Origin of the sequence: Dakarella massiliensis, from assembly GCF_001182045.1 — a bacterium.
In the GTDB taxonomy this organism is placed as follows: domain Bacteria; phylum Pseudomonadota; class Gammaproteobacteria; order Burkholderiales; family Burkholderiaceae_F; genus Mesosutterella; species Mesosutterella massiliensis.
The window spans coordinates 133,612-160,263 of sequence record NZ_CVTY01000007.1; the positions used below are offsets into that span (position 1 = coordinate 133,612).

General features: G+C 54.4%; 25 protein-coding genes. 12 read left to right on the plus strand and 13 right to left on the minus strand.

Going from position 1 to position 26,652, the window contains the following annotated elements; genetic code table 11:
* Positions 1–846 (minus strand): DUF3737 family protein, encoded by an 846-nt coding sequence (locus tag BN1936_RS06960; protein ID WP_022442779.1) that lies wholly within the window; start codon positions 844–846, stop codon positions 1–3.
* A gap of 174 nt (positions 847–1,020) precedes the next feature.
* On the opposite strand from BN1936_RS06960, the gene BN1936_RS06965 reads away from it, so the two are divergent.
* From BN1936_RS06965 to BN1936_RS11200, 3 genes are all read left to right on the plus strand, one after another.
* Positions 1,021–1,389 (plus strand): hypothetical protein, encoded by a 369-nt coding sequence (locus tag BN1936_RS06965; RefSeq protein ID WP_022442778.1) that lies wholly within the window; start codon positions 1,021–1,023, stop codon positions 1,387–1,389.
* 79 nt (positions 1,390–1,468) lie between these two features.
* Positions 1,469–1,858, plus strand: a complete 390-nt coding sequence (locus tag BN1936_RS06970) for a hypothetical protein (RefSeq protein WP_022442777.1) — start codon at positions 1,469–1,471, stop codon at positions 1,856–1,858.
* A 33-nt stretch (positions 1,859–1,891) separates the two neighbouring features.
* Entirely contained in the window at positions 1,892–2,137 is a 246-nt protein-coding gene (locus BN1936_RS11200) for a hypothetical protein (RefSeq protein ID WP_022442776.1), read from the plus strand.
* An 86-nt stretch (positions 2,138–2,223) separates the two neighbouring features.
* Here the strand turns inward: BN1936_RS11200 and BN1936_RS06980 are convergent, their stop codons facing one another.
* The 4 genes from BN1936_RS06980 to BN1936_RS06995 form a co-directional block, all read right to left on the minus strand.
* Positions 2,224–3,630 carry an amidohydrolase family protein gene (locus BN1936_RS06980; protein WP_049687024.1) on the minus strand — a complete coding sequence of 469 codons (1,407 nt, stop codon included), beginning with the start codon at positions 3,628–3,630 and terminating at the stop codon, positions 2,224–2,226.
* Between the two features lie 238 nt (positions 3,631–3,868).
* Positions 3,869–4,660 (minus strand): sulfite exporter TauE/SafE family protein, encoded by a 792-nt coding sequence (locus tag BN1936_RS06985; RefSeq protein ID WP_049687025.1) that lies wholly within the window; start codon positions 4,658–4,660, stop codon positions 3,869–3,871.
* Between the two features lie 139 nt (positions 4,661–4,799).
* Positions 4,800–5,771 carry a tRNA dihydrouridine synthase gene (locus BN1936_RS06990; RefSeq protein WP_049687026.1) on the minus strand — a complete coding sequence of 324 codons (972 nt, stop codon included), beginning with the start codon at positions 5,769–5,771 and terminating at the stop codon, positions 4,800–4,802.
* A 198-nt stretch (positions 5,772–5,969) separates the two neighbouring features.
* Complete coding sequence (locus tag BN1936_RS06995) at positions 5,970–6,557, minus strand: hypothetical protein (RefSeq protein ID WP_049687027.1); 588 nt, start codon at positions 6,555–6,557, stop codon at positions 5,970–5,972.
* A 276-nt stretch (positions 6,558–6,833) separates the two neighbouring features.
* On the opposite strand from BN1936_RS06995, the gene BN1936_RS07000 reads away from it, so the two are divergent.
* Together BN1936_RS07000 and BN1936_RS07005 are read left to right on the plus strand one after the other, a co-directional pair.
* Positions 6,834–7,988 carry a M20 family metallopeptidase gene (locus BN1936_RS07000; RefSeq protein WP_049687028.1) on the plus strand — a complete coding sequence of 385 codons (1,155 nt, stop codon included), beginning with the start codon at positions 6,834–6,836 and terminating at the stop codon, positions 7,986–7,988.
* 95 nt (positions 7,989–8,083) lie between these two features.
* Positions 8,084–9,238: a M20 family metallopeptidase gene (locus BN1936_RS07005; protein ID WP_049687428.1), complete on the plus strand. Its 1,155-nt coding sequence runs from the start codon at positions 8,084–8,086 to the stop codon at positions 9,236–9,238.
* Positions 9,239–9,316: 78 nt separating this feature from the next.
* On the opposite strand, the gene BN1936_RS07010 is transcribed toward BN1936_RS07005, so the two are convergent.
* Positions 9,317–10,048, minus strand: coding sequence for a M48 family metalloprotease (locus BN1936_RS07010; RefSeq protein ID WP_157274782.1), 732 nt, complete (start codon positions 10,046–10,048; stop codon positions 9,317–9,319).
* 117 nt (positions 10,049–10,165) lie between these two features.
* Positions 10,166–11,308, minus strand: a complete 1,143-nt coding sequence (gene iadA, locus BN1936_RS07015; RefSeq protein WP_049687030.1) for a beta-aspartyl-peptidase — start codon at positions 11,306–11,308, stop codon at positions 10,166–10,168.
* Between the two features lie 201 nt (positions 11,309–11,509).
* On the opposite strand from iadA, the gene BN1936_RS07020 reads away from it, so the two are divergent.
* Positions 11,510–12,772 carry a DNA-processing protein DprA gene (locus tag BN1936_RS07020; protein WP_022443942.1) on the plus strand — a complete coding sequence of 421 codons (1,263 nt, stop codon included), beginning with the start codon at positions 11,510–11,512 and terminating at the stop codon, positions 12,770–12,772.
* Between the two features lie 170 nt (positions 12,773–12,942).
* Here the strand turns inward: BN1936_RS07020 and BN1936_RS07025 are convergent, their stop codons facing one another.
* The 3 genes from BN1936_RS07025 to BN1936_RS07035 all read right to left on the minus strand — a co-directional run bounded on the left by BN1936_RS07025 (position 12,943) and on the right by BN1936_RS07035 (position 15,640).
* On the minus strand, positions 12,943–13,719 hold the full coding sequence (locus tag BN1936_RS07025; protein WP_049687031.1) for a peptidylprolyl isomerase: 777 nt from the start codon (positions 13,717–13,719) through the stop codon (positions 12,943–12,945).
* Between the two features lie 31 nt (positions 13,720–13,750).
* Positions 13,751–14,503 carry a peptidylprolyl isomerase gene (locus BN1936_RS07030; RefSeq protein ID WP_157274783.1) on the minus strand — a complete coding sequence of 251 codons (753 nt, stop codon included), beginning with the start codon at positions 14,501–14,503 and terminating at the stop codon, positions 13,751–13,753.
* 246 nt (positions 14,504–14,749) lie between these two features.
* Entirely contained in the window at positions 14,750–15,640 is an 891-nt protein-coding gene (locus BN1936_RS07035) for a LysR family transcriptional regulator (RefSeq protein ID WP_049687033.1), read from the minus strand.
* Positions 15,641–15,777: 137 nt separating this feature from the next.
* Between BN1936_RS07035 and BN1936_RS07040 the strand changes: the two genes are divergently transcribed.
* Both BN1936_RS07040 and BN1936_RS07045 read left to right on the plus strand, forming a co-directional pair.
* Positions 15,778–16,524, plus strand: a complete 747-nt coding sequence (locus BN1936_RS07040; RefSeq protein ID WP_157274784.1) for an FAD-binding protein — start codon at positions 15,778–15,780, stop codon at positions 16,522–16,524.
* A gap of 149 nt (positions 16,525–16,673) precedes the next feature.
* Positions 16,674–17,951, plus strand: a complete 1,278-nt coding sequence (locus BN1936_RS07045; RefSeq protein ID WP_049687429.1) for an amidohydrolase — start codon at positions 16,674–16,676, stop codon at positions 17,949–17,951.
* Positions 17,952–18,048: 97 nt separating this feature from the next.
* Here the strand turns inward: BN1936_RS07045 and BN1936_RS07050 are convergent, their stop codons facing one another.
* On the minus strand, positions 18,049–19,188 hold the full coding sequence (locus BN1936_RS07050) for a porin (protein ID WP_022443948.1): 1,140 nt from the start codon (positions 19,186–19,188) through the stop codon (positions 18,049–18,051).
* A gap of 370 nt (positions 19,189–19,558) precedes the next feature.
* On the opposite strand from BN1936_RS07050, the gene BN1936_RS07055 reads away from it, so the two are divergent.
* Entirely contained in the window at positions 19,559–20,494 is a 936-nt protein-coding gene (locus tag BN1936_RS07055; protein WP_022443949.1) for a LysR family transcriptional regulator, read from the plus strand.
* 1,385 nt (positions 20,495–21,879) lie between these two features.
* Here BN1936_RS07055 and BN1936_RS07060 read toward each other — a convergent pair.
* Entirely contained in the window at positions 21,880–22,413 is a 534-nt protein-coding gene (locus BN1936_RS07060) for a hypothetical protein (RefSeq protein ID WP_022443950.1), read from the minus strand.
* A gap of 558 nt (positions 22,414–22,971) precedes the next feature.
* On the opposite strand from BN1936_RS07060, the gene BN1936_RS07065 reads away from it, so the two are divergent.
* Positions 22,972–23,358 (plus strand): hypothetical protein, encoded by a 387-nt coding sequence (locus BN1936_RS07065; RefSeq protein WP_022443951.1) that lies wholly within the window; start codon positions 22,972–22,974, stop codon positions 23,356–23,358.
* Between the two features lie 12 nt (positions 23,359–23,370).
* Entirely contained in the window at positions 23,371–24,207 is an 837-nt protein-coding gene (locus BN1936_RS07070; RefSeq protein WP_022443952.1) for a family 1 encapsulin nanocompartment shell protein, read from the plus strand.
* A gap of 163 nt (positions 24,208–24,370) precedes the next feature.
* On the opposite strand, the gene BN1936_RS07075 is transcribed toward BN1936_RS07070, so the two are convergent.
* A complete protein-coding gene (locus tag BN1936_RS07075) occupies positions 24,371–25,567 on the minus strand; it encodes a M20 metallopeptidase family protein (protein ID WP_022443953.1) in 1,197 nt (398 codons plus the stop codon).
* A 226-nt stretch (positions 25,568–25,793) separates the two neighbouring features.
* Between BN1936_RS07075 and BN1936_RS07080 the strand changes: the two genes are divergently transcribed.
* A complete protein-coding gene (locus BN1936_RS07080) occupies positions 25,794–26,594 on the plus strand; it encodes a sulfite exporter TauE/SafE family protein (RefSeq protein WP_049687035.1) in 801 nt (266 codons plus the stop codon).
* Positions 26,595–26,652 lie beyond the last annotated feature (58 nt).

The following is a 26,652-nucleotide window of genomic DNA, read 5'->3' on the forward strand; positions in this document are numbered from 1 at the left end:
TTACTTACGGGTGACGATCTTGCAGTTCGCGGGCGGAAGGGCGTTGCCATCGAGAATGATTTCGCCGATCGAATCCGCCACGATTTCGCCGCTCGTCGGGTTCTTCACGCTCGTCACCGCACCGCGGATATCCGCGTGCACCGTGCAGTACTCGAAGGCGAGATCCGCGACCGGATCAAACGTGCAGTTTTCCAGCACCAGGTTTTCGCAGTAGCAAAGCGGCTGCTGACCCTTGATGTGGCAGTTGACGAGGTGGAGGTTCTTGGAGTGCCAGCCGAGGTATTCGCCGTCCAGCGTGCAGTTGTAGCAGGAGACGTTCTCGGTGTTCCAGAAGGCGTCGCGGGAATGGATTTCGGAATCGAAGACTTCGATATTCCGGCCCCACTGACCGAGGTAGTTGCCGTTCAGCTTGATGTTCTTCAGACGGATGTCAGAAGAGTGTGCGAGGAGGTAGTCGCCCTTATCGAAAGAGCTCTTTTCAACGAGAACGTTTCGACAGGACCAAAGCGTTTCCTGGGCGTCCGTGAACGTACAGTCGCGGATTTCAATGCCGTCCGAATCGCGGAAGGACTTCGGGCACTCGAACCGGGTGTTCGTCACCTTGAAGTTCTTCAGGTACCAGAGACCAGAGCGGGCGGTTACCTTGAGAAGGCAGTTGTCGACCACGGTATTGGTATTGATCCAGAGGGGATACTTGCCCTCAATGTCGCAGTTGGTCAGCGTGAGACTCGTGCCGTGCTTGATGGGAGAATCACCGGCGAGAATCGTAACGTGATCGAGTTTGGCGTCAGAAAGCTTGTAAAGGGAGCGTTCGCCGCCGAAAGTCTGATTAGTGATGAGCTGCATGATGTTCCAATCTTTCTTTTGTTTTTCGTGGTGCTTTAAATCATATCCTGAGGCTTGATAGGCCGTGAGGCATAGTGACCGGGGCTTGATGTAGGACCGGAACCATATCGTTTTTCTCTCGGGATTTAATATAGAGAAGACTGATATTGAAGAAAAAAATGAGGAGGCAGCGAAATGAATATTGGTATGAGGATTCTCGCGGCCGCGGTGCTTTCAGCCGCGATTTCGCTTCCGGCGTCCGCAATCGGGGGCCCGGGTGTCCCGCCGCCTCCGGGAGCCCCGAAGACCCCCGGCTATCAGGCTCCGGTTCCGCCGGCACCCCGCGCTCCGGCTCTGAACGCGCGGGCGTATGGCCCGACCGGGCAGTTTGCCGGTTCGGTGAGCCGGGATGGAAGAACGTATGACAGCACCGGGCACTATGTGGGACGGGCGGATTCTTCCGGCCGGATTTATGGACCGACAGGAAAGTACGTTGGGCGGTCAGATAGTTATGCCCGGCAGCAGAATGCCCCTAAACCCGTTTCCGGTTCTCTCAATCGGTAACAGGAATACCGGATTTTATTGACTTTTCCTGAAATTCAGGCTAATAATACTATTAATAACTCTTTTTAAGGAGCCGCAGGTGAAAGACAGTCAGGAAATCAGGACAACACGCCGAGCCGTCATCATGGGGCTCTTGCTCGCGGCATCCGGCGCCGCGTTCGCCGACACCAAGTTTTATGACCGGTATGGAAGCTACACGGGGAAGCGCACTGACGACGGGAAGTTCTACGACCGCTACGGCGCCTATCAGGGCAAAGTGTCGAAGGACGGGAAGTTCTATGACCGCAGCGGGGCGTATCAGGGGAAGCAGTCCTCAGACGGCAAGTATTACGACCGGTATGGTGCCTATCAGGGGAAGCAGTCGAAGGACGGCAAGTACTACGACCGGAATGGTGCCTACGATGGGAAGAAATCGAAGGACGGGAAGTATTACGACCGCTATGGCGCCTATCAGGGAAAGGCGCAGTAACACCGACTGCTGTCGTTTTTTCGGGGTTAAGCCATGAAGAAAAGTCAGGAACGCTGCCTAAGCCGGCGCGCCGTGATTGCCGGCCTTCTCCTCACTGGAGCGGGAGCGGCGCTCGCCGCTACCAGCTACTATGACAAAAATGGTTTCTATCAGGGAAAGAAATCAGACGACGGCAGTTTCAACGACAGGAATGGTTTTTATCAGGGTAAGCAGACCGAAGACGGCAGCTACTACGATAAGAACGGGTTCTATCAGGGCAGCGGAAAGAACCGTCCGTGAGCAGACGCCCCTGTGATCCCTCTTCAGAAAACCAAAGCTCCGGAAAGGAAACGATCCTTCCGGAGCTTTTTTATAATCCGCGGACTTTACGGAACGAAGCGCTCGGGTTCCGGTGTCTCAAAGGACACGGCTTCCGCGGTGAATCCCGCGTCTGTCAGTGCCTTCACGCCGCGCTCACCCGTAATGAAGTGGGTGCTCTTCCCGAGGAGCTTTCCATTTGAAAGCACGGGTTTCCCGGCGACCCAGGAGTAAAGCGCTTTCTGCCGCTCAAGGTCAAAGACCGTGATATCGGCATCGGCTCCCGGAGTGAGATGCCCCTTATTCACGAGTCTCAGATGGCGGGCGGCGTTTACTGACGCTTTCACGACAAATTCGGAGAGCGTGAGGGCACCGAACCGGACGAGCGAGAGTCCGGTATCAATAATGACGTTCCTCGGAATGCAGCCGCCGTCAGTCGAAATCGAGTCGACAACGAAACTTCCGTCGTCCCGCTTCGCCTCGGCGATCAGGAACCGGGCGGAGGCGGGGTTCACGGGGAAAGACCCCGCGGTCACCGTCCCCTTCGACTTCCAGTAGTCCACGGCCTCTTTTCCGCCGATCAGGTACGAGATATTGCCGTCGTCATAAATGACGAAGAGGTTCCCGGCGAGAATGGCTTTTTCAATTCCGGCCGCGTCCTCGCTGCAGCCAAAGGTTCTGAGGCAGTTGCAGGTGACGTGATCCGTGCAGGCGCCGGTCTTCGTGTCGCAGGTGAGAATCGTACCGTTCATCGGGCTCACGTACGCCTCGGACCAGATATTCGGATGCGCCTTGAGAAGGTCCAGCGCCTCTTTCACTTCGTCTAGCACCGGGTTCACGCGGCCGCGGCAGTAGGCGTTGATGTGGGCAAGGTGCAGCGGGGCGTTACCGATCGCGCGGACCACTTCGCGGACCCCTTCAATATTGGACCCGGCAGTATCTGATCCGGCGTGCCAGGCGATATAGGAGCCGCACTTCACGGCTTCCTCGACGAGAGCCGCTTCGGTTTCAAGCGCCACAGGCCAGTGGCCGCCGAGAATCTTCACACCGATCGCGCCCGCCTCAAGCGACTTCCCGATCCAGGCGTCCATCGTCGTGCGGTCAGGCGCCTTGGTCCCCATCTGCTTCATGGGGGAGAAACCTTCCAGCATAGCGACGTTGATGCCGCAGCCGAATTCATGGCTGTCCGCCACAATGCCGGCGACCGGGCCCGCCATATCGAGACACGTGGTAACGCCCGACATGGCGGTCATCCGCTGACCGTACCGGGACCCAAATTCGGATCCAAGGTGGAGATGAGGATCAATGACGCCTGGGGTCAGGACAAGACCGTCGAGAGAAACGATTTCTTTCGCGGAACCGAGGTTACCGCCCACCGCGGCGATCTTTCCATTCTCAATCCCGACATCCGTTACACGGTCCAGATGATTCACCGGGTCCACAACCCGGGCACCTTTCAGAATGCAGTCCAGCATCACTCACCTCACGATAAGAAGGTCCAAAGGACCGGACAGCCATAACCCGAATGCAACGCCAGGTCAGAGCTGTTCGGATAAATCCTATTCTAGGTCGGTGAGATGCTCCGCCGGGGTGGGGCGAGCGTGTGCGGCGCGGAAAGGTGAATTGATATAAATGACTTTCGGAAGACGGATAAAAAATCCCGGAAAGCCAGGCAGGGCTTTCCGGGATGGGATCTGACAGATGTGCGATCCGTCAAATCGCGCGGGCGATCAGCTGAATGCCGACAAGGCACATCGCGAGGCAGAGGAGCTTCAGGATCAGTTTCGGCTTGCTCTTCTTCGCGAGCTTCACGCCGATCTGGGCACCGACAATAGCGCCGACACCGACCGCGATCGCCGGGATCCAGAGAATGTGGCCGAGCATCGCGTGGCTTACCGTGCCGATCAGCGCGCTGATCATCAGAACAAAGGTGGAGGTCGCGGTCGCGATGATGGTCGGGAAGCCGAGGATGAACATCATCATAGGAACATGAATAATGCCGCCGCCGATACCGAGGATCGAAGAGATGAACCCGACAAAGAGTGAGAGGAACACACCGAGCCAGAGATTGAATTTCGCGGTCTTCGGGGCAAACCCTTCAATCGGCGTAGAGCCGCGCTTCGAATTCTTCTTCCACCACATGACGGCTGCCATCAGGATAAGCGTGACGCCGAAGGTGATCGAGAAACCAGGACCCGAAAAATAGTTGGACAGCGTACCGCCGAGCCACGCGCCCGGAGTTGTCGCGATCGCGAACGGGATCGCCGCGCGGAACATGATGAGGTTGGATTTCCAGTATGCCCAGGAACCTGACATCGCGTTCAGCAGCACACCGAAGAGGCTCGTGCCGATAACCTGCTGCACGGTTTCAAACGTGGTTCCGTGAGGAGGCATCATCGTAAGCATGAAGAGCGGAACCATGATGAGGCCGCCGCCCAGACCGACGAGCGCGCCGAAGCACCCGACGCCGATACCAACAAGGAATAGGGTAATGAAAGAAATCATGATGTAAGTGGATCCGGTTTGTAAGAACCGGGGCTCGCTGTCCCGGGGTGTGGGGAGTCTAGCGCTTTTGGCTTAGATAGATTCCTGGTTATGGGCGCATAAAAAAGGGATCCCGTCTGAAGGATCCCTGGCCTGGGTTTTAAACCGGCTTCCACCAGCCGTAAGCGGGTTCAGTCCGGATCGGAAGTGTCGTCGCGATTTCCTGAACGAGCGACTCGTAGTCCGACACGTTTTTGGTTTTGAGGAGTTGCTTAAAGAGCTTTTCGCCGCCCTCAAACATGTTCTTCATATAGAACCAGTACTGTTTCATATGGCCGACGGTGTTCCCGATGCTTCCGAACGCCGCGACGTAATCCGCCATCAGCGCGTCATGAAATGCCGCGAGCTCTTCACCCGAGGCCGGCGCACCGCCCCGGGCCTCACGGAAAATCGCGGGATTCGCGACTGAAGCGCGGCCGATCATGAGCGACTGAAGTTCAGGATGGGTCTTTTCCCACTCGCTGATCTGACTCACAAGGTGAATGTCGCCATTAAACCCCACCGGCATCGGGAGTTTGGGGAGTGCCCTGAGGAAACACTCCGTTCTCGGGTCGCCCTTATAGAAGTCATTCCGCACCCGGGCATGAATGATGAGTTCCGAAATGGGGAAATCCGCGTACACCCGGATCAAATCGTCGAACTCTTCTTCCGTATTCCAGCCGAGTCGCGTTTTCACGGACACCGCGATTGGAAGAGGTTCCGCGAACACCGATTCGAAAAATTCCCGGAGCTCGTCCGGATGCCTGAGAAAGCCGCATCCCTTTCCCTTCCCGGTTACCGTGCCCATCGGGCAGCCGAGGTTGAGGTTCACTTCGCTGTAACCGAGTTCGGCAAGGCGCTTCGCGGCCCAGAGGAACCGGTCCGCGTCTTTAGCCATCAGCTGCGGGACGACATTCATCCCGCGGTTCGCTTCAGGGGACAGCTCCCGCATCTGACGCTCCGTGAACTCGGGCTCCACGGTCGGGGTGAAAAACGGGGTGTAGTACCGGTCGACGCCGCCGAAAAATTCATGATGCCGCCGCCGGAAAACGATCCCGGTGAGGCTTTCCATGGGAGCCAGAGTGAGAAGCATGGGAGTATTCAAATCAATGAGATAGGGATTGCGGGGGAGAGGGTTCAGAGTCCTTTTCCTGCAGGGCGCACATCTTAGCAGATGGGAGAAAAGGTGCGGCGGAAAAAACTTTGCCCGGAGGCGGGCGGAACCCTCATCCGGGCAGACAGAACTGAAACCGAGGATCAGACCCGCGGTTTCAGGCGGGCAGGAGGTGCGTTACTTCCGGGCGCCGTTCTGGAGATAGCGGAAGACGAGCTCATCCTGAGAGTTTTCGTCACCGGCCTTTCCGCCCTGCGGGAAGATCGAGTACCAGCCGCTCGCGGTCTGACTTGAAGGGCTCGGCGCCGCGTGGCAGGCGCTGCACTTGGAGTCCTTCGCGGCTTTGGCCTGAGCGGTGAGACCGGCGCCGTCAGCGGTGAGTTTCGAAGAGTCAACCCAGCCTTCGGCGGTTGCCACGTCCCAGGTCGCGCCGAGAATCTTCGCGGTGCCGGCCGAAGGATCGAGCTTCACGGTGCGGGAAGAGGCGAATGCCGCTTCAATCACGGGCTTTCCGGGTTCTGCCGAAATATGCGTGGGATCCGCTACACGGGACCAGCCGTGGATCCGGACGCGGGCCTTGCCGCTCACGCGTTCAAGTTCCTCCACCTGGGTGCCCGCGAGCACCTGACCCGCTACATTCGCTCCCGGGGTCGACGTGATGTCCGTGGTTTCAGTCGTATAGAGAACAGGGCCGGCCAGCGCAGTACCTGCGAAAGCCGCGGCGATGAGGGCTGCAGCGAGCTGAGCCTTGTAATGAAATTTCATAGTGCGCTCTCCCTTCTGAATGGTTTTCTCAAAAACATTCCGTTATGTTTGTTTTAGCCCCAAGAGACAATAAGTTCAAGACGTTTTAATAGGTAGAAAAGCTTACCTTTTGTGACTAATACCGCCTGAACGCATTTCTCATTCCCCCATTCCATGCGTGCCATGGACCTCTGCCGCATAATTTGTGAATCACAAAGAAAACAGAACTGGCCGGGAACGCGAAGTCGGAGATCCGTCTTTCGCGGCGGCTCACTTTTCTGATAGGGGAAACGGGATATGTCTGAAAATCTTGAAACGCTCTGCAGCAGGGTCGATGAATCCAGAGACTCCATGCTGGCCACCTGGAAGCTGCTCGTTGACCGCGACTGCGGATCCAAAAACAAGGCCGGGGTCGACGCGGTCGGGCATGATGTGAAGGGGATTCTTGAGTCCGCGGGATTCAAAGTCCGTTTTTATGAGTACCCTGAGGCGGGGAACCTTCTCATCGCGGAGCGCGGTGACACGACGAAGCCGTTTGTCGCGCTGATCGGGCATCTCGACACGGTGTTCGCGGATGGCGAGGCGGCAAAGCGCCCCTTCACGATCAAGGATGGCGTGGTGACGGGCCCTGGGTGTCTCGACATGAAGGGTGGGGTGACGGTGCTCCTCTCCGCGATGCGGATTCTGAATGAAGCCGGCTGGGACCGGTATCCGGTGAAAGTTATTCTCGCGGGAGACGAAGAAGCGGGCCATCAGAAGTCGACCGCCGTGCGCGACATGATGGCAGAGGCGAAAGGCTCGCTTTTCGGCCTCAATTTTGAAACGAGTTTCAAGGACAATTCAGTCGTCATTGAACGGAAGGGCGTCGCCACATTCCGGTTTGACGTGCAGGGAATCGGCGCCCATGTGGGCAATAATCCGAAAGGCGGCCGGAGCGCCATTACGGAAATCGCGGCGAAGGTCGCTGACATCAACTCGCTCACTGACTATGACGAAGGCACAACGCTGAATGTCGGCGTGATCGGCGGCGGCACAGTTCCGAACGCCTGCGCCGAAAAGGCGTTCTGCGAGGTCGATGTCCGCTATAAGAGTGAGGCGGGAATCAGCCGTGTCCGGGCAGGCCTTAAAGCCATCGCGCATAAGGTCTATCTCGACGGGACGCATACGGAAGTGACAGAGCTCTTCTACTTCCCTGCGATGCCGAGGCTTGAATCGTCTCTCGAACTCTTCAGCCGCGTGAATAAGATTGCCGTGGAGCATGGGTTCCCTGAGATGACCGCGAAGGGGGTTGGCGGCGGATCCGATTCCGCGGCGCTCACGATGGCAGGTGTCCCGACGGTTTGCGCGCTCGGCGTGAAGGGGGAATTCAACCACACGGTCCGTGAGTACGCGATGGAGGACTCCCTTTTTGAGCGCACGAAGCTCCTCATCACGATCCTCTGCACGATCTGAGCAAAGGATCCGATCAGCCAACCGGCGGATAGCCGCAGGACCGTCCGCCGGCAACAATAAAAAGACACAGAGCCGAAACTGAATAAAGGATGATCATGACCCCAGAAATTGAGTCTCTTTTCCGCGACGTTGATCAGGCAAAGCCCGATATGCGGGCTACCTGGGCGTACCTCGTGAATCACGACAGCGGTTCAAAAAACAAAGCCGCCGTGGATGCCCTGCAGGCGTTTGCCGCGCATACGCTGAAGAAATGCGGTTTTTCGGTACGTTTCCACGAGTATGAGGAAGCCGGGAACCTGCTGGTTGCCGAGCGGGGGGATATGACAAAACCCTTTATCTGTCTCGTCGGGCATCTCGATACGGTGTTCCCGGACGGAGAAGCGGCGGAGCGGCCCTTTACGATCCGGGATGGAATTGTGACGGGTCCGGGGTGCCTTGATATGAAGGGCGGCATCACGATTCTGCTCTCCGCGATCAGGATCCTTGCCGCCCGGGGCTGGGACCGGCATCCGGTGAAGATCCTGATTTCGGGAGACGAAGAAACGGCTCACCGCGGATCCAAAGCGGCGCGTGACCTGGTTGAGGAAGCCAGCGGCGGATTTGTCGGTCTGAATCTTGACACGGGGTTCGCGGACGGGAGCGTCGTTCTTGGGCGAAAGGGCTACGCGGTCTACCGGGTCGAAGTGTCGGGTGTCGGTGCCCATGCCGGCAATAATCCCGAAGACGGCCGGAGCGCGATTATCGAGCTCGCTCATAAGATGATCGATATCAACGATCTCGCGGACCATGAGGCGGGAACCCTGATCAACGTGGGGGTCATGGGCGGCGGTACGGTCCCGAACGCGATTCCTGACAAAGCCTGGTGCACGGTGGACGTACGATTCACGAAAGCGGCGGAGATGGAACGCGTGAAGCGCGCGATGGCGGAGCTTGAGACAAAACGCTATATCGAAGGCACCGAAACCAAGGCGGAGCTCAAGGTCGATATTCCGGCAATGGAGCGGACTGAAGCTTCTGAAGCGCTTTTCGCCCGGGTGAATGACCTTGCGGTTTCCTGCGGGCTGCCGGACATGAAGCCTATCAGCACGGGCGGGGGATCCGACTCCGTATTCCTCTCACGGGCCGGCGTACCCACGATCTGCTCGCTCGGTGTCCGGGGTGAATTTAATCATACGGAGCGTGAGTACGCGATCGAAGAGACGCTTTACGAGCGGACAAAGCTCCTGCTCGCTGTCCTTCAGACGATCTGATCCGATTTCTCCTGGAAACAGAAAAAACCGCGGAACAGCTGCGAAGCGTCCGCGGTTTTCTGTTGGTTTTAGCGTTGGTTATTTAACGTTTCCGGCCGCTGCGACTCGGTCCTCAACATTCTTGATTCGCTTCGAGGTATCGGGGTGATCGCCGAACATCTTCTGCATGATGCCGGAATCCGCGTCGCCGGTTGAAATCTTCTTGAGGGCGGAAGCCATGGCGAGCGCCTTCTGTTTTCCATTCGGCTCCTTGAGGAGCAGATCCACGCTGTAGTTATCGGCTTCGGTTTCAAGCGCCTGAGAGTACTGGGCGGAAATCGCGGAGTAGGCGACCTGCTGCATCAGGTCAGACCCGGTGCCATCCAGACCGACAAGGGAGCCCAGCGCACCGCCCGCGCTGAGCGCGATCGCGACACCGCGGTTTGTGCGGTACTGCTGCACGCTGTGGCGGAGCGCCACGTGTCCGATTTCGTGACCGAGCACGGCTCGCACATCATCGTTATTCAGACGGTCAATCAGGGCGGAATACACGCGGACACAGCCGTTTGGCATTGCCCAGGCATTCATGTCCTTGGTCTTATAGACCTGGTAATTCAGTGTCTGCCCGCCGACCTGAGTGGGGAGTCCCTGCCGAATGATGGCCATGCGGCCGTCATACTGGTGGGTAATGGTGTTTTTCTGATCCATCTGCCTGCAGCTCTGATTGGCGGCTGCAACGACTTCCTGATCGGAACCGAGCGACTCCATATTGGCGCAGCCTGTGAGCGCTGCGGCCGAGGCGAGAAGTTCGAGGAGGATCTTTTTCTTCATATATTCACCCGCTGAAAAATCGTCGTATACGTTAATCATAGGGTGAAAACACAGAATGGGGGAACTGCTCGAAAGGGGGAGGCGGCAGGGCTTCACCGCCTCCGGTTCAGGATAGATTTATTCCTCGAACGTTCCCTTGACGATCACCTCAGAGTTCCGCATAAGGAAGCGCTCCTTGGAGACCACATCCGTGAGGTTCCAGTTTTCGTCAAAGAGGCAGGCGTTCGCGCAGGCGCCGGTTTCAACGCGGCCCTGATCCTTGAGACCAAGAGCGTCCGCGACATTCGTGGTATCAAACGTGAGCGCGAGTGACGGATCCATTCCGTGGTTGCCGATCAGATCGCGGACCGTATCGAGGAGGCCGCCGACACCGCCCGTGGCGAGTCCGACCATTTCGCCCTTCTCATTAAAGCGGGGCATTGAGCCGTGACCGTCAGTCGACATCGTGATCCGGGTGGGATCAACGCCGGAGGCGATGGCCTCTGTGATGTCGTTTGCCGTGGAGCCGTTGCAGGAGAATCCGGCCGTGTAGTCAACAAAGCCCCCGTGGCGGGCGAATTCAAGCGACCCCTCGTACACTTCGCGCTTTCTTGAGCAGTGCGTCGGACGGATGTGACGGATCGGGAAGCCGCCCTTCTCGAAGGACAGGAACATATCAAAGATCCCGGGGATGTCGCCCATATGGACGTGCAGCACACCGCCCTTACCGGTAATCATGCCAGTCAGGCGGATATCGGAGAGAAGGTGCAGCACTTCATCCGGCCGCGGGAAGGAGGAGCGATGGTCGCCGAGCGCGATCTTGACACCGAGGCACTCCGGCACGAGGAATAGATCCTGCGCGACGCTCTGACTCATCGATGTGCAGGGGAAGCGGTAGTTGCTCGTATACATCCAGGCGCTTACGCCCTCGATCGAAAGGGCCCGGACTTTGGCGAGCAGGTTTTCAATCGAGCGGGAAATGAAATCCGTGCCGCAGACGCCGACGATCGAAGTCGTACCTACCTTCACGAGTTCGGAAAGCATGATTTCAGGCGTACGGCTCGCGAAACCGCCTTCACCGCCGCCGCCATTCACGTGAATATGCTGATCAAAGAATCCCGGGGTCAGAATCTTTCCCTTGGCATCAACGGTTTCAAGATCGGGGAGCGAGACGGTGAGATTGCTGCCGACCGCGAGAATTTTCCCGGCTGCCATCAGAACATCGGTGATGCCCAGATCCTTCGGCGCGTAAACGCGGGCATTGCGGATAAGAAGAGCCATGTGTTGTCACTCCTGAAAATTAGGAAACCCATAAGAACTGGGTTCTGCGGGTGGAATTCTAAAAGGATTCAGAAAATAGAGAGAAAGAGAACAGGATCTGATGGATAGAAAGGGAGCTTCAGGGCTGTTGCTCAGGTGGGAGAGGAATTAAACTGACTTCTCTGTCTGAAAAAACAACTGAACGCAAAGAGAGACGCCCCGATGACTGAAACGATTTCTCCCAATTCCGACGCGATACTGCTTCTCACGGCGCCGCTCGCCGTACGGGGCGAAGTGCAGGAAGGAATCGAACCGCTGTCGACTGAGGAATATGGATTCCTCGCGCGGCAGCTTCTCGATATGAAGAGAAAGCCATCCGACCTCCTGAACCCGGAGAACACCGAGCTGATCCACTCCTGCGGCGAGCTGGTCGACGCGGAGCGTCTTAAAGCGCTGCTCGGAAGAAAGGCGGAGCTTTCCCGCGCCCGGGCGGCCTGGCGGTCTCTTGGTATCTGGTGCTGTACGCGGGCGGACCGGGATTATCCAAAAATCCTGAAAGCGCATCTGAGAGAAGATACGCCGCCCGCTGTTTGGGGATGCGGCAATCTGAAGCTTCTGCAGAGCGATGCCTTTTCAGTACTGGGTACCGGATCCAAAAACAAGCACTATGACGGGATCGGTAACGAAAACGGCACAATGACTTCTTATGCCGGATTCCTCGTTGTCGCGTCGGGCGAAGAGGGAGCAGAAAGCGGAGCGCTTCGCGGCGCCCTGAAGGTAGGAGGGACCGCGTGCCAGGTGCCGAATAAGCCGCTCGCGTCGCTCGCTGCGCAGCCGGGATGGAAGAAGCTGCTGGATTCCGGAAAGCTCGTTCTCATGACCGCTCTGGATCCGTTCCTTGGCTGCCGTTCAATTGAAGACCGGCTTTCAAATAAGCGGCTCGCGCTTTCTCTCGGCGCCTCGGCGCTCCTCGTGAACACGGAATCGATGGACGATCCGGCGTGGGTCGCTGTTGAGGAGCATCTCGGAAAATACGAGTCTGTGCCGATTTACTTTCAGGAAACACCGCCGGTCCCGGAATATATGGGGCCGCTCTTCGATATGGGGCTCAAACGCTGGCCTCATCTGAACGGTGTCGTCGATTTCCACACACTGGTGCTGGGCGAACGGAAAGAACCTGATCCTGTGCCGCTGCCGCCTGAAGGGAAGTATGAGGAGGTTCCGCCGCAGGAACCTGAAAAGAAGGCTGAGTCTCCTGCTGCCGCGCCGGCGCCGAACCCCCTGTCCGCAGAGGATGCGGAAGCTGAAGCCCGCCGAAAGGCCGGTTTGGCGGAGCTTGAGAAACTCCTCAGCCGGCTCACGGATAAAGAGGGGATTTCGGCGAAGGATATTGTTTTTGAAACCGTTCAGGTTCTGACAGACAAGGGCAAGATGGATCCGATCGTCGCCGCCGTACTTCAGAATGTGAGCTTTCCGGGGGCCTGATTTTTCAGACCTGCAGAAAACAGGCGGCAGTATCGCCTGTTTTCTTTTATCCGCCAATATATACCAAGGTAGAGTAACTGAGCCACCAACATAAAAGAAAGTCAGTTACCGACCAGATAAATAAAAAAGCCCGGCAGAGCCGGGCTGTCCCTAAGGAGGAAAGGCAGGGGTTACTTCACCTGAGCCTTCTTCACGAGGTCACGCATGTAGGCGTTAACTTTCTGAGCCTCCAGCGCGCGGCGGATTTCAGGCTTCACGCGATCAAATGACGGCGCCGCCTTGGCATTACGAGTGCCGCGGTTCATAACCACTTCGTAACCGGCAGGGCCGGTCACAATAGCGGTCTTATTGCCTTTCAGTCCCTGAAGGGTAGAAACCATCGGAGGAGGAAGGGCACCCGTGTTGACCCAGCCCATATCACCGCCGTTCCGCTTGGCTGTCGGATCGAGAGACTCCGCGCGGGCAATCTTCTGGAACGATTCGCCCTTGGCGAGACGAGCCTGAATCTTCTGCGCTTCGTCCTGTGTCTTCACAGCGATATGGTTGATGTGGATCTCGGTCTTGCCGTACTGAGCTTTCTGCTGGTCATAAACCTTGCGGACCTCAGCATCCGTGACCGGGTTCTTCTTCAGATAGTCGCTGAGGTAAACGTCAGAGACAATCTGCTTTCTCGCATTCTGAATCGCGGCGGCAACAGCCGGACGCTTTTCTACGCCAGCCTTCTCCGCTTCCTGCAGCACGACGGTACGGGCGATCAGATTGTCGCGGATTGCCTGTTCGAGCTGCGGCGTACGCTTCTGACCGTGGGCCGTAGCGGCAGCCAGGATCTGCTCCTGTTCAGCCGCGGTGATCTTCGTGCCGTTAACGGTCACGTCCTTGAATGCCGCATTGGCAGCAAACGGGATCGCGATCGCGCAGGCAAATACGAGTGCCTTCTTGAACTTCATTTGATGTTTTCTCTTTTTGAATCAGAAAAGCTTACTTTACGACAGCACGGGAGGTGATGTCACGCACGTACTGCTGCGCGGTCTGAGCGGCAGCAATTCGCTGAAGCTGGGGCTTAGCCTGTTCAAAGGTCGGGAAAAGCTGCGCGGGACGCGTAGCCACCACCTGGAACACGGCCCAGCCGCCGCGGAACTGCACGGGCTTCGAGTAAACCTGACCGGCCTTGAGGGACGGGAGGAGCTGACCAATCTGCGGAACAACACGAACCGGAGCGAACCAGCCGATGTCACCGCCGCGGGCCTTGGAAGGCTGATCAATCGTCACGGCAGAGGCGACCTTGGCGAAGTTCTCACCCTTCAGGACGCGGTTCAGAGCGTTCTGGGCTTCACCCTGGGTCTTCGTCACGATCTGACGGAGGTGATACTCGGTGTTGCCGTAAGCGGCCTTGTCCTTCTGATACATCTTCTGCAGATCAGCGTCAGACGTCGGATGCTGCTGGACATAGCGGTTAAGGAGAGCCTCAGTCATGATGTTGTTCGTGGCGTTCTGAACAGCGATCTTGACGTTGGGGTCGTTTGCGAGACCAGCCTTCTGGGCTTCCTGAAGAACAGCGATCTCGGTCACGAGGTTCTGCTTCACGGCATTTTCAAGCTGAGGCGTACGCTGCTGGCCGCTGGCCGTCAGATTCTTCAGAATCTGCTCCTGCTGGGCGGCCGTAACCTTCGTCCCATTGACAGTGAAATCCGTAACAGCGGCATTCGCGCAGGCAGCGGCAAATGCAGACATGAGAATAACTGAAAGTTTCAAATTCATAGTTTCTGGCCCAATCGGAGCGTAGCCCCAAAAATGTTTGCAGACACTGACCATTCTAGCGCCAATAGGATGGACGTAATCAAGAAATGTACGAAAAGCGTTACTGCATAAATTTGTCTAAATGACACAAGTTCCGGTCCGGATTGAACAAAGTTCCAAAAAACCGCCTCGATCCGTCAGCATTGCTTTAAACACTTTTACGCATAAAAGCGAAATTGTTTACATAAGCTGTCCGTGTCCGAATTCCTGATCAAGGAAATCGAGGAACTTTTTTACCTTAAGCGTCATAAGGCGCCGCTGCGGGTAGACCGCGGAAAGCGTCTTTGACGGAATTGGATAATCCGGGAGTACCTGGATGAGTTCTCCCCGCTCAATGTGAGGGCGGAGCCTGAAAAGGGGCTGCTTTGTGATACCCAGTCCTCCGATCGCCATTTCGCAGGAAATCTGGCAGTTATTGGCGAGATATTTTGCGCTCGTCGGGATGGTGATCAGGCTCCGATCAGGCCCCTTGAAGGTCCAGGATGTCTGATCCTGACGGACGAGCAGGGTATGATGCGAGAGATCTTCGGGGGAAGCGGGCATTCCGTTTGCTTCGATATAGGCAGGGGATGCCGCGAGAATGATGGGAAGCTCGGAAATTCTATGCCGGATCAAAGAGCTGTCAGGCGGCTCCTCATCCGTGACCGCCACATCGAAACCCTCTTCAATCAGATTAACTTCTCGGTTTGTAACCGTCATATCGAGGCGGATACCGGGATTTTCCTTCAGCCAGCCGGGGAGTTTGCGTGAGAGCTGATAGATAGCAAAGGTATTGGCAACGGAAACCCGGAGTGTCCCCTTTACTTCTCCCGTGAAATGGGAGACCAGGGCGTCAGTTTCTTCAACGTCCGCCAGAATGACCCGGTCCCGTTCCAGGTACATTTCACCGATTTCGGTGAGGTTCTGCCGCCTCGTGCTTCGATTGAGCAGCTGGGCACCTATGTCCTTTTCCAGAGCCGCGATGATTTTGGCAATGTTCTGCGGCGTCATTCCGCAGGCCTCTGCGGCGGCTGTAAATGACCCGCAGTCGGCCACCTTTTCGAAGACTTTCATTCCGTGAAGACGGTCCATGATTCACAACTCCTGGTTTTGTGAATGGCAGATTATGGATTTTGAATACCTTCTTTGAGTAAATATACAACTGCGAGTTTAAAAAGAAACAAACTTCTGTCTGTTTTTCATTGGTAATGATGCACATAGCTTCAAGAGTGAGCAGCCAGATCAATAAAGACTGCCGCCAACCCTACGCTCTCGCGACCGGACCAGGCCGCGGACCGCAGATCCGGTATCAGTATTTCGTGGATGAAGGCGCAATGCTCGTCAATAAAGAAGGAAAGAGGTTCGTCAATGAATCGCTTGCTCCGACGCTGATCTCTCCCTCAATGGAACGGAATTCAGATAAGAGCATGTATCTGCTGATGACGACGGATCAGTTCGAACGCGCGACAAAGAAGTATCCGTTCGGGGCTCTGCTCAGTTCACCGCAATGGACCCGTGCTCGCTGGGATACGGAACTCGCTAAGAGCCGGGTCATCGTTCAGGGAAACACGATTGAGGAGGCGGCTAAGAAGATCGGCGTGGGTCCCAAGGGGCTGCTCGATCAGGTCTCGGAGTGGAATCAGACAGTCGCGTCAGGCCGGGATCTTAAGTTTGGCCGCACGAAATTTGCCGGCAAGTTTGAAGGCTCTCACTTCTTCATGGCCAAAATCAATGTCTGGGTCTGTCTCTCGATGGGAGGCTTCAATGTGGATAAGCACCTCCAGGTGCTGGGGTGGAATGATCAGCCGGTAGGCGGTCTGTATGCGGCCGGTGAAACGGTCGGCGGTATCCACGGAGCCCATTATCTGGGGGGGCGACGCCTGTGGCTTTGCTCATACGTCCGGATATGTGACAGGGAGGCTGCTGACTGGACAGAAAGTCGTGATTTGATTGTTGTCCTTTGGCTGACAGCGTAACTCTCCGCACTGTCAGCCGGATCTCTCCCCCGCTGGAAGACTTTGCGCTTTCAGCGGTTTTTATTAATTATTGAGTGGCGGATGCTGGTTCCCAATAGCTGTAGGAGAATCAGATATATCGTTTGATGATCTCTCAGGGGGGGAGAGGAATGGCGCTGGACTTCGTTAAGGAAATGGTGGAGGCGAGACGCTGTCTTCATAAGCGTCCGGAAGAAGGGTGGACAGAGTTTGAGACAACCTGGTTTATTGTCAGGCGTTTAAAGGCGCTGGGACTCCAGGTCACGATTGGGAAAGCCAATATCTGTGAATCAGAGGTTCTGGGACGGGATCCGGTTCTCGTACCCGATGCCATGAAGAGGGCTGCCGCTCATGGTGTCCCGGAAGACTTTCTGAAAGCGACAGAAGGGTACACGGGTGCTGTGGCGAGGTTCGATACCGGGAGGCCAGGTCCAACCACGGCTTTCAGAAGTGATATTGATTGTGTGCTCGTCCGAGAAACAGATAATCCTGAACATCTTCCCAATAAATTGGGTTTCGCGTCAGAGCGCCCGGGCTTCATGCATGCCTGCGGACACGATGGGCACACCGCAGTGGGGCTTGCGGTTGCACATTGGCTGGTGATGAATAAGGACAGACTGTGCGGCCGGTTTATTCTGATATTCCAGCCGGCAGAAGAGGGCGTACGGGGGGCCCGCGCTATGGCTGCGTCAGGCCTGGTTGATCATGTGGATTATTTCCTTGGAGGACATGTCGGGGGTGACGCGAAGCTTGGAGAAATCGCCGTGATGGATGGCGGATTCCTCGCGTCTACCAAATTTGATGTGTCGATTGAGGGGACTCCGGCTCATGCCGGCAATTCACCGGAACTTGGGCACAGCGCGCTGATGGCTGCGTGTGCCGCAAGCCTGATGATTCAGGGGATTCCCAGAAACAGCCACGGTGAAACACGGGTCAGTGTCGGGAAACTCGAAGCAGGCGAGGGAAGGAACGTGATTCCGGCTCACGCGAAACTGCAGATGGAAGTGCGCGGCGAAACAATGGCTGTGAACCAGTTCATGGCTGATTATGTTTACGACATTTTTGCCGGTGTCGATAAGGCCTATCGGGTGAAGTCCACGGTCACGAAAGCAGGGGAGTCTGAGACTCTGATGCCGTGTCCGGAAATTTATCCGCTGCTTGAAAAAGTCATGGCTAAAATTCCAGGCACCCAATTGCTGCCGAGGGTCCACTCGGGAGCAGGTTCTGAAGACTGCGCGCTCTTTATCCGACGGGTCATTGAGCACGGCGGCAAAGCCGGTTTTGTGCTCTATGGCTGCAACCATCATGGTCACCATCGTCCGGATTTTGAGATTCAGGATGAAACCAGTCTCCCGATTGCGTTCCGGATTTTTACTGGATTCGCTGAGGAAGTGAACGGTCTGAAATAGCTGCCCCGGAAATAAAAGAGGGCGCTGCGGAGTGCAGCGCCCTTTGACTCTTTTCAGGCAGATCCGGTTTCAGACAGAAACCGTAATCCTCATCCGATTAGAAGCGGTGAAGGATGCCCATATCGAGTTCGCAGCCAGTCGGCGTAGCGGAACCGGTCGGGGTCTTGACCTTTTCAGACGAGTAGCCAGCCATTGCGTAGAGGGAAGTCCTCTTGGAAAGCGGATAGTCATAGCCGACAGCAGCCGTCCAGCGGTTGAAGTCGGTGTTGTTCTGGTTATCCATATCGCGATAGTTCACAGCAACCTTGGCGGTACCGCCGAGGACCGGATAGTGAGCGCCAACGCCGATACCCCAGCCGTCAACATACCCGTAGCCCTTGCCGCCAGTGATGGCGTTCAGACCCGCAAAACCAACGCCAGCACGGGCGCGGGCGGTCAGTTCCTGATCATGGAAGTACTGTCCGAAAGCAATGATCTTGAAGCCGTTATTGAAGCCATAGTTGCCGCCGAGAGTCACGGTGTAGCCCTGATCGGGGATGTCCGTGCCGGTACGGTAAGAGCCGTACATCGTGGTATCAGCAACGAGAATGCCTTCCAGGCCGCCATTCTGGTAACGGGCAGCGAGAGAAGCGTAACGGTCAGAAGAGCTCTTGCCTTCAGTGCCGGTGTCGGTTGCCGTATTCATCTTGAACGAGTACATGGCATAACCGGTCAGGCCGGCGTAGGTCGGCGTGCGGTAAGAAATCGAGTTATCGGTGCGGGTCCACATCGAAGCGGTCGCAGCGCCGGAACCAAAAGCAGAGGTGTAGTTAGCGAAGAGCGGATCAATAGCGCGGAAGAGGCCATTGGCACCGAGCACGCTGCCGAAGATCGGCAGGCGGCCAAACGACAGAGTACCGAAGCCGCCGGAAACGCTGATGGAAGCTTCACGGCCGAAGAGGCGGCCATTCTGCTTGGTATCAGAGAGACCCGTGTCAGATTCAAAACCAGACTCGAGAACGAAGCTCACCTTGTAGCCGTTGCCGAGGTTCTCTCCACCCCGCAGGCCCCAGCGGGAACCGAATTCCTGACCGTTATCCATGGAAAGCGTGTCGGTGTTCGCAACACCGGCCACGTCAGAGTGAGTGTGGACATAGCCGAGACCCGTATTGATCAGGCCATAGAGCTGAACATCGGCAGCAGAGGCAGTTCCGACCATCCCGGCGGCAACGCATAACGCAACAAGAGTCTTTTTCATAATTGGACATCCCTTTGAGTGTTTTTATATCAGGCCGTCCAGCATGACTACTGCCCCTGTGACAATCCCCGTGGGAAACCTCTCTCCGCATAACCGACGGGGTATTACCAGTAGTCATGAAGGACTAACCCAATAAGGCATAAATCAACCTGATATGAATCATAGGACGCCTCTATCGTTGTTTTTTCGGTCACGATGGATTATATTTCCACCCGTTCACTAAAAGTGAACTCCCACAAAATGAAGCTTTATACAGAAAAACAATAAAGTAGAGATTTGGAACACAATAAACTGGAAGTTTTACCGGCATAATTGCAAAAAGCAGTGCTTTTCTGCCAACTGCCGCTAAGGCTGAAGTGAAGGGGACGTCATGAAGATCCGACAGATTGAAGTGTTTCTGGCAGTGGCCGAAACCGGCGGTGTCAGGCGTGCGGCAAACCGTCTATGCATCACGCAGTCAGCGGTCGCCAAAGCGATAAGCCAGCTGGAAGCCGAATTGGGTTGCCCGCTTTTTGATCGCAGCGCGCTCGGTCTGCGGCTGAATGAGGCAGGGCAGAGTCTTCTCCCCTATGCCGAATCCATCGCGTCCAACGCTACACGGGCCGCAGCTGCGGTTGCGGCCTGCGCGACCGGCCGCGTGACCTCACTTCGCCTTGCGATTACTCCGACATTGCCGGAAGAAGTTCTCTCGGCGGCTGTTCAGAGATTCCGTCTGAGATTTCCCGCGGTCAAGCTGATTTTTTCCAGCGGCTTCTTTTCAGACTGTCTGCCAAAGATCCTGACTGACAGACTGGACCTCGCGCTCGTCATGGCAGGCCGTCATCAGCATGAGGAACTCACCTCGCTTGTCGAAGAGCCTCTCTGCGCATTGACGCAAGGAGTGGTGGCAGGAAAAGGGCATCCTGTCCTCGCTCCGGACTCGGATCTCAAAACTCTATTCAGTAAAGCGGAATGGCTGACCACCGTCCAGGACGAAGTTTTCCTGATCCGGCGTCTTCATGATTTTGGAGTGACCGCCCCGAGGTGCCTCACTTTATGCGATTACTACACAGTCGATGCTCTGAATGGAACTTCCGGCGCGTTAAGCCTGTCCCCCCTCTGTGTAGTGGATGATCCAAGATACGCGAATCGTCATCTAGAAGCGCTTGACCCAAGGAGATTCCCGCTCCCGCCGCTGACGGTTTCTTTCTTCCGTCAGAAAGGGGTGGAGCTTTCTCCGACAGCTGATTACATGCGCTTTTCTATCTGTGACGCTTTCAAAGAATGGTTTGAGAAACGTCACCGGCGTTTTGTTCAGCCGCTTTAAGAAAAACTTCTGGCACCCGCCTCTATCTCTATATATAGACAGCCGCAGGCTTTTGCTTTCAGGGAGCAGGTGAGCTCTGCCTACGTTCAGCCGATCTACTTTCAGATCGGCTTTTTTATTTCCGCGTTTTTTTCCCAAAGGGAATGCCTGCCTGAGCGTTTGAGGATGACCGGAAGGCTGAATTTTCGCGTTTAACACTCAGAAAATAGATCAAATCACAGAAATCAGTACTCAGACTGTCAGTAAAGCCGATTCTCAAAGAACTTTTTCTACTTTGATATAAAAATAGAATACTATAATACAAAAATAGCTAAAAAATGAGATTTAGGTCTTATACAGTTAATTTTGCTAGAGAAAACCTAATGAAGCACATTTTTTGAAAATTTGAATTTTTTAGTAAGAAAATCAAATTATTTTTACAAAAAATTCTTGACATTTGAAGTAAATATCTGTCGTCTTCTGCTATTAAAAATAGAGACAATTAAGCAGTAAATCGATGAACTTAAATTTATTAATCGTCATCTGTGTTTATTATGCTGTTAACGTTAGCTATTAAATATCTATAAATATCTATCTGAATGGAAATTGAAATTTAGGTGCATAAGGAGGCAAAATCAGTCTGAAAAGTCTTCAATTTCTCCAAAAAAGGGGCAAATCAATACGGGAATAGGTTCAAAAGAGCCAATAAATGTACAGCTTGGCGGGAAAATGCAAATAGAAAATCATAAAAAGAAATATGCATTGAGCGTTTCGGAGCTTTTTCATTAATCCAGGAGCATGAAAAATAGCAGCAGAGGGCTGGTTAAAAGAAAGAAGTCAGAGGATCTTTTTTGAGGCCTTATTCAACATAACTTATATTATGTTGAATAAGAAATTTGAAGAAAATAGGGAACTCTTTAAAAAATAAAGACTTATTCTTTGTTTTCTGAAATTTTTATAGCGGAATTTTTGTTTATGGCTGTTCGGCAGCAGCTCTGAATCGCCATGAATACCAAAAATCACTGTGATTTTCCTGTAATGACTCGGCGAGGACCGATTTATCTGGCGAAAAGCTGTGTTCCAAATCCGGATAAATACCAGGAGCTCAAATTTCTGCTGAAATTTTGTGCACTGTCGCCAATCGAAATAAAAGACATCACGTGAATAAATGATCGTCTGCTAATTTTTGAGGGCTTTTAAACTCATCTTCAATTTACGCCATAATTAATGTATATGTAATGTTAATGTTTTATATCTGCATAATAATAAAAAGTGAGAAAAAAAGTCAGAAAACCGGATTTGTCCTTCCACTGCAAAGATGTTTCAGAAGCGGGAGAAAGAAAACGAAAAGGGCGATCATTTTTCAGATCGCCCTTACCCATCAAAGAGAAATTGAATTTTGAAGCTCAGAATGAATTGAGTTTCACCTGGCGGAAACCTTGCGGCTGATCGGGTGTTCTGCCGCATTTCGTCGTAACGATGAATTCACCGATCGTGTCAGGTCCAGGTGTCTGCTCTTTCTGGTCTCGGCGCGGAACCGGGATTTCCACGGAAGGCGTTCCCATACCGAAATCCCTCGAATACAAAGAGAGCTTCCGCATTTTGATGGTTCCCTTGTCACAGTCCACTGTGAAAGTTGACATCAAAGAACGCGACCGGCAGGAGTCTACCTCCATCAGATCGCAGAAGACTCCTGTTCTTTCAGAGGGATAGAGAGATACAAGGCTGTAATACGTTCTTCCAGCACCGTTCTTGAAAAAGAGGTGCGTTTCGCCGCCTTCCATTGGAAACTGGTAATCCCAATCGCCCATGAGGAAGGCATAGGCTGCCTGCTGCAGATCCCGAGCAGTCGGTTCGTAAGCCGAGGCCGGAGACGTCATAACCAGCAAAGCGCCTGCGGCCGCCATTGTTTTCAGTATCAGGCTTTTGAATCCTGTCATAGCAGTCGCCTCTTATAGCTTAGAGCCTGAAGCGTTGGAACGCCGCTTCATTGGGGGTGTATGGACAAAGGCTCTTATAACTTTCATTCTATGCCCACATCCTGAAGAAAATGAGATTGAGAAATCACCATTAGGTGTTAGCAGCGCTCTTAGGCTGTTTTTCCGACCCCGAATTTTCCTCAAATCTGAGCAGAGAAAGGCGCTTCCTTCCTTAAGGAAAAGTCATCTGCCCGATTTTATAAAACATAACTTCAGTATTATGCCCTTTCATTCAATAAAGCCCCCGTTCATAGAACTGACAGCCTCCCGCAGTTAAAAGTCATTCTTATTTCTGTGGATAGCATCGCTCCTATTGACATAAATTTCCCCTTAAGCAAAATTCGATTTATCAGATACACAAATTCACATAAATTCCCAATTTCATTAATTAAGCCTCATCAACCGTGTAATTTAAGACTATAGTGTGAATTACCTACTAAGTGTGTTTAATCAGTTTTCACTGTCGGAGCCAACAGGCTTCCGACGGTCAACCCCATTCCGGGGAAAGTGAGGAAAGTTATGGCATTTGGTGATCCTTTTGCGGCAAATGTTGACCGCAAAATGACTAAGGGCGAACTGATCCAGTCAATCCGCGCTGACATTTCAGGCGAGCTCGACGCGATCTATGGATATGACGCCCATGTCCAGGCAACTGACGATCCTGTGGCAATTGCGGTGCTGAGTGACATCCGCGATGAAGAAAAAGCCCATATCGGCGAACTGATGACGCTGCTCCGTTATCTGGATCCGGATGAAGCCAAGCATTTCGCAAGCGGTCAGGCTGAAGTGGCTGAAATGTTTGAGAAACTCGGTATCAAGACGGATGAAACTGCGGCTGCGGCGGAGCCCGAGGCTGAAGCCGCTCCCGCGGCTTCTAAGCTAACGATTGGCAGCCTGAAGGATTGAGGAGGAATAGTGATGGATTATTTGATGAGAGATGAAGCAATTCTGAATCCGGAACAGTGGACGGAACTCGACGCGGTGGTGGTGAAGACCGCAAAGACTGTTCTGACCGGCCGCAAATTCCTCGATATTTATGGTCCGCTAGGCGCAGGAACTGAAGCCATCGCGACAGATGCCCTGCCGACGCCTACGGTTTCTGAAGATTTCTATGGCGAAGGTGAGAATGCTGCCGGACTCGGTACACGCAAAGTTCAGCAGATTCCTCTCCTCTATTCGGACTTCACGCTTTCGTGGCGCGAACTCGAATCAGCTGCTCAGGCTGGCCGCCCCATTTCGTTCTCGCGCGCTGCGGCGTCTGCCGCGCTCACCGCGACTGCTGAAGATAAGCTGATTTATCTTGGCAATCCGAAAGCGGGTTATGACGGTCTCACCACCGCGAAAGGCGTGGAACACGTGAAGATCTCTGACTGGACCAAGGGTGACACTGCGTTTACCGATGTCGCTAATGGTCTTGCCAAGCTGATCGCGAATCACGCCTATGGGACTTATACCCTTGTGGTCAGCCCGGATCTCTTCGCTGCGATGCAGAAACTCGAACCCGGTACCGGTGTTCTGGTTGCGGAGCGCGTGAAGAATCTGCTGGACGGAGGCCAGGTGATAGTGACTCCGGTTCTCCCGCAGAAGACCGCTATTCTCCTTGCCGCAGCAACCCAGAATATGGACCTTGTGATTGGTCAGGATATGATCACCGGGTATCTGGGATCCAGCAAGCTGAATCACGATTTCCGTGTCTTTGAAACGGTTATGCCGCGTATCAAGAATCCGAAGGCCATCATCGTCTTCGAACCGTAAATCCTGAACCCTGAACTCTGCGCCCGGATCCCCTTCTGGCCAATGGATTCCGGTGCGGTTCAGATGAAAAAGAAGGCTCTCAGTTCATTCTGAGAGCCTTCTTCATTGCTTAGAGAATTGCTTGACATTCAGTCAGGCAAGATAATGAAAACAAAATGATTTCTTAATTGTTTTCAGCCATCCGATTCAGGGCGACTGTGAGGAGAACTGCGGCCCCTGTTTCAATTGCCTCATCGTTAAAGTCAAAGGTATCTGTATGAACCGGGGACTGATGATCGCGGTCACGGATCCCAAGACGGAAGATGCATCCCGGCCTCTTCTGAAGCATAAAGGCGAAATCTTCTCCGCCTGGAATCCGGTGGAAATCGATCACGTTTTCTTTACCCAACGCGGTTTCTGCTAAGGATCTCGCTTCGGCGGTGCGCTCGAGATCGTTATAAAGCGCGGGGTAAAGCCGGTTATAAGTCACTGTTGGGTTCATACCGTACATGACCGCGATTCCATTCGCAATCTCATGCATCCGGAGTTCAATCAGGTCCTGAACATCCTTTTCATATGTCCGGACTGTGCCGCGGAGCGTGGCGGACTGGGGAATAACGCTCGTGCCCTCGCGTTTTCCGGCTTCAATGGAACAGACGGAAACCACGGCCGCGTCATCAGGATTCACATTCCTCGAAACGATCGTCTGCAGCGCGAGAACTGCTTCACTTGCCGCAACAACCGGATCATGCGTCAGCTGAGGTTTCGAGCCATGACCGCCCTTCCCTTCGAAAACAATTTCAAACGCGTCTGCGTTTGCCATGGCGTACCCCGGGAAGAATGCGACCTTACCGAGGTCTACCGAGGCGTCACCATGCAGCGCATAGAATTCCTCAATCCCGAACTTTTCGACCAGTCCGTCCTCTATCATGTATCGGCTTCCGGCAAAACCTTCTTCTCCAGGCTGAAATACAGCGATCAGAGTGCCGGCAAAATCCCTGTGACGTGACAGATAGGAGAGAACAGTGAGAAGCGCGGCCGTATGACCATCATGGCCGCAGGCATGCATGCGGCCCGGAGTCCGGCTTGCATAGTCTTTTCCCGTTTTCTCCTCAATAGGCAAAGCGTCAGTATCCGCCCGAAGCGCTATTGTCCGCCCGGGTTTCGTTCCGCGGAGAATGGCCACAATACCGCTTACCGCTCCGCCCCCAATATTCGTGTGCACGTCATCGATTTTCAGCGCCTTCAAAGCGGCCAGTATTCTCGCTTCGGTTTTCGGAAGGTGAAGACCGATCTCAGGATCCGAATGCAGCGCTTCCCGCACGGGAACCGCGAATGCGGCATCTTCAGATAGGTCTTCCGGATGGATAACGATTGTCATGGGCAGATCCTCCTTCTCCGTTATGAAAGCACTTTCTTTATCTTAGACTCTGACTTCTTCTGAATTCCTTTTCTGAAACACGGTTTTGCAATTTCACACAGGAACCGCCTTTTTCGCTTAAGCTAGCGCCCCATGAGGCAAAAGTTTGCGAAGTCACTCTGATTCAAAATCTTCGCGACCTTCATTTTTGTATTGCGGGACGTATTTTTCTCTGGGTCAGCACAGCATGACGCTCTTCATTTTTCTGTCTCTCATAGCCCTCGGTATAGGATCGGGCTTTCTCGCGGGGCTTCTCGGAATCGGGGGCGGGATGATTATTACCCCCTTCCTTTCCGTGCTTCTCACGATGCAGGGGGTGCCGGCAGAGTATGCGATGCACGCAGCGATCGCTACATCGCTTTCCATCATTCTTTTTACCTCGATGTCGTCTGCCCGGGCCCATAACCGGAATCACTTTGTGCTTTGGAACGTGTTCTGGGGTATCGCCCCTGGGATTCTCGTGGGCGCTGCGCTCGGCGCTCAGATTGCAAGCTATCTTCCGACCTTCTGGATCACGCTGATTTTCATTATTTTCGTGGGTTTCTCCGCGGTAAAGATGTTCTTCGATCTGAAGCCGAAACCGACCAATACGCTTCCCGGAAAGCCAGGGCTTTTCGCGGTGGGTACCGTGATTGGCGGTCTCTCCGGCATTGTGGGCGCGGGCGGCGGCTTTATCTCAGTGCCTTTCATGGTCCGTTCCAACGTGGAAATGCATCACGCGGTAGGGACGTCCGCGGCGCTTGGATTCCCAATCGCCCTGGCGGGAACTATTGGCTATATCTACGCCGGATGGAATCTCACGGGGATGCCCGCATGGACCGCAGGTTATATTCATCTGCCGTCACTCGCCTCGGTCGCTTGCGCCACGATACTGACCGCTCCGCTCGGAGCCGCGGCAGCCAAGCGTCTCAACACGAAACCGCTGAAAAAGCTTTTTGCCTGCCTTCTGATGGTTCTCGTTTTCTGGATGGGTTCCAAAATCTTCTGACTCCATACCGCTTAGTCAGTTATTTAAAGACAAGAAAACGCCCCTTTGGAATTCCGAA

Bases quoted from the DNA above. Each gene is read 5' to 3' on its own strand.
- BN1936_RS06960 (WP_022442779.1), bottom strand. From the start codon at position 846: ATGCAGCTCATCACTAATCAGACTTTCGGCGGCGAACGCTCCCTTTAC.
- BN1936_RS06965 (WP_022442778.1), top strand. From the start codon at position 1,021: ATGAATATTGGTATGAGGATTCTCGCGGCCGCGGTGCTTTCAGCCGCG.
- BN1936_RS11200 (WP_022442776.1), top strand. From the start codon at position 1,892: ATGAAGAAAAGTCAGGAACGCTGCCTAAGCCGGCGCGCCGTGATTGCC.
- BN1936_RS06980 (WP_049687024.1), bottom strand. From the start codon at position 3,630: ATGCTGGACTGCATTCTGAAAGGTGCCCGGGTTGTGGACCCGGTGAAT.
- BN1936_RS06985 (WP_049687025.1), bottom strand. From the start codon at position 4,660: ATGATTTCTTTCATTACCCTATTCCTTGTTGGTATCGGCGTCGGGTGC.
- BN1936_RS06990 (WP_049687026.1), bottom strand. From the start codon at position 5,771: ATGCTTCTCACTCTGGCTCCCATGGAAAGCCTCACCGGGATCGTTTTC.
- BN1936_RS06995 (WP_049687027.1), bottom strand. From the start codon at position 6,557: ATGAAATTTCATTACAAGGCTCAGCTCGCTGCAGCCCTCATCGCCGCG.
- BN1936_RS07000 (WP_049687028.1), top strand. From the start codon at position 6,834: ATGTCTGAAAATCTTGAAACGCTCTGCAGCAGGGTCGATGAATCCAGA.
- BN1936_RS07005 (WP_049687428.1), top strand. From the start codon at position 8,084: ATGACCCCAGAAATTGAGTCTCTTTTCCGCGACGTTGATCAGGCAAAG.
- BN1936_RS07010 (WP_157274782.1), bottom strand. From the start codon at position 10,048: ATGAAGAAAAAGATCCTCCTCGAACTTCTCGCCTCGGCCGCAGCGCTC.
- iadA (WP_049687030.1), bottom strand. From the start codon at position 11,308: ATGGCTCTTCTTATCCGCAATGCCCGCGTTTACGCGCCGAAGGATCTG.
- BN1936_RS07020 (WP_022443942.1), top strand. From the start codon at position 11,510: ATGACTGAAACGATTTCTCCCAATTCCGACGCGATACTGCTTCTCACG.
- BN1936_RS07025 (WP_049687031.1), bottom strand. From the start codon at position 13,719: ATGAAGTTCAAGAAGGCACTCGTATTTGCCTGCGCGATCGCGATCCCG.
- BN1936_RS07030 (WP_157274783.1), bottom strand. From the start codon at position 14,503: ATGTCTGCATTTGCCGCTGCCTGCGCGAATGCCGCTGTTACGGATTTC.
- BN1936_RS07035 (WP_049687033.1), bottom strand. From the start codon at position 15,640: ATGGACCGTCTTCACGGAATGAAAGTCTTCGAAAAGGTGGCCGACTGC.
- BN1936_RS07045 (WP_049687429.1), top strand. From the start codon at position 16,674: ATGGCGCTGGACTTCGTTAAGGAAATGGTGGAGGCGAGACGCTGTCTT.
- BN1936_RS07050 (WP_022443948.1), bottom strand. From the start codon at position 19,188: ATGAAAAAGACTCTTGTTGCGTTATGCGTTGCCGCCGGGATGGTCGGA.
- BN1936_RS07055 (WP_022443949.1), top strand. From the start codon at position 19,559: ATGAAGATCCGACAGATTGAAGTGTTTCTGGCAGTGGCCGAAACCGGC.
- BN1936_RS07060 (WP_022443950.1), bottom strand. From the start codon at position 22,413: ATGACAGGATTCAAAAGCCTGATACTGAAAACAATGGCGGCCGCAGGC.
- BN1936_RS07065 (WP_022443951.1), top strand. From the start codon at position 22,972: ATGGCATTTGGTGATCCTTTTGCGGCAAATGTTGACCGCAAAATGACT.
- BN1936_RS07070 (WP_022443952.1), top strand. From the start codon at position 23,371: ATGGATTATTTGATGAGAGATGAAGCAATTCTGAATCCGGAACAGTGG.
- BN1936_RS07075 (WP_022443953.1), bottom strand. From the start codon at position 25,567: ATGACAATCGTTATCCATCCGGAAGACCTATCTGAAGATGCCGCATTC.
- BN1936_RS07080 (WP_049687035.1), top strand. From the start codon at position 25,794: ATGACGCTCTTCATTTTTCTGTCTCTCATAGCCCTCGGTATAGGATCG.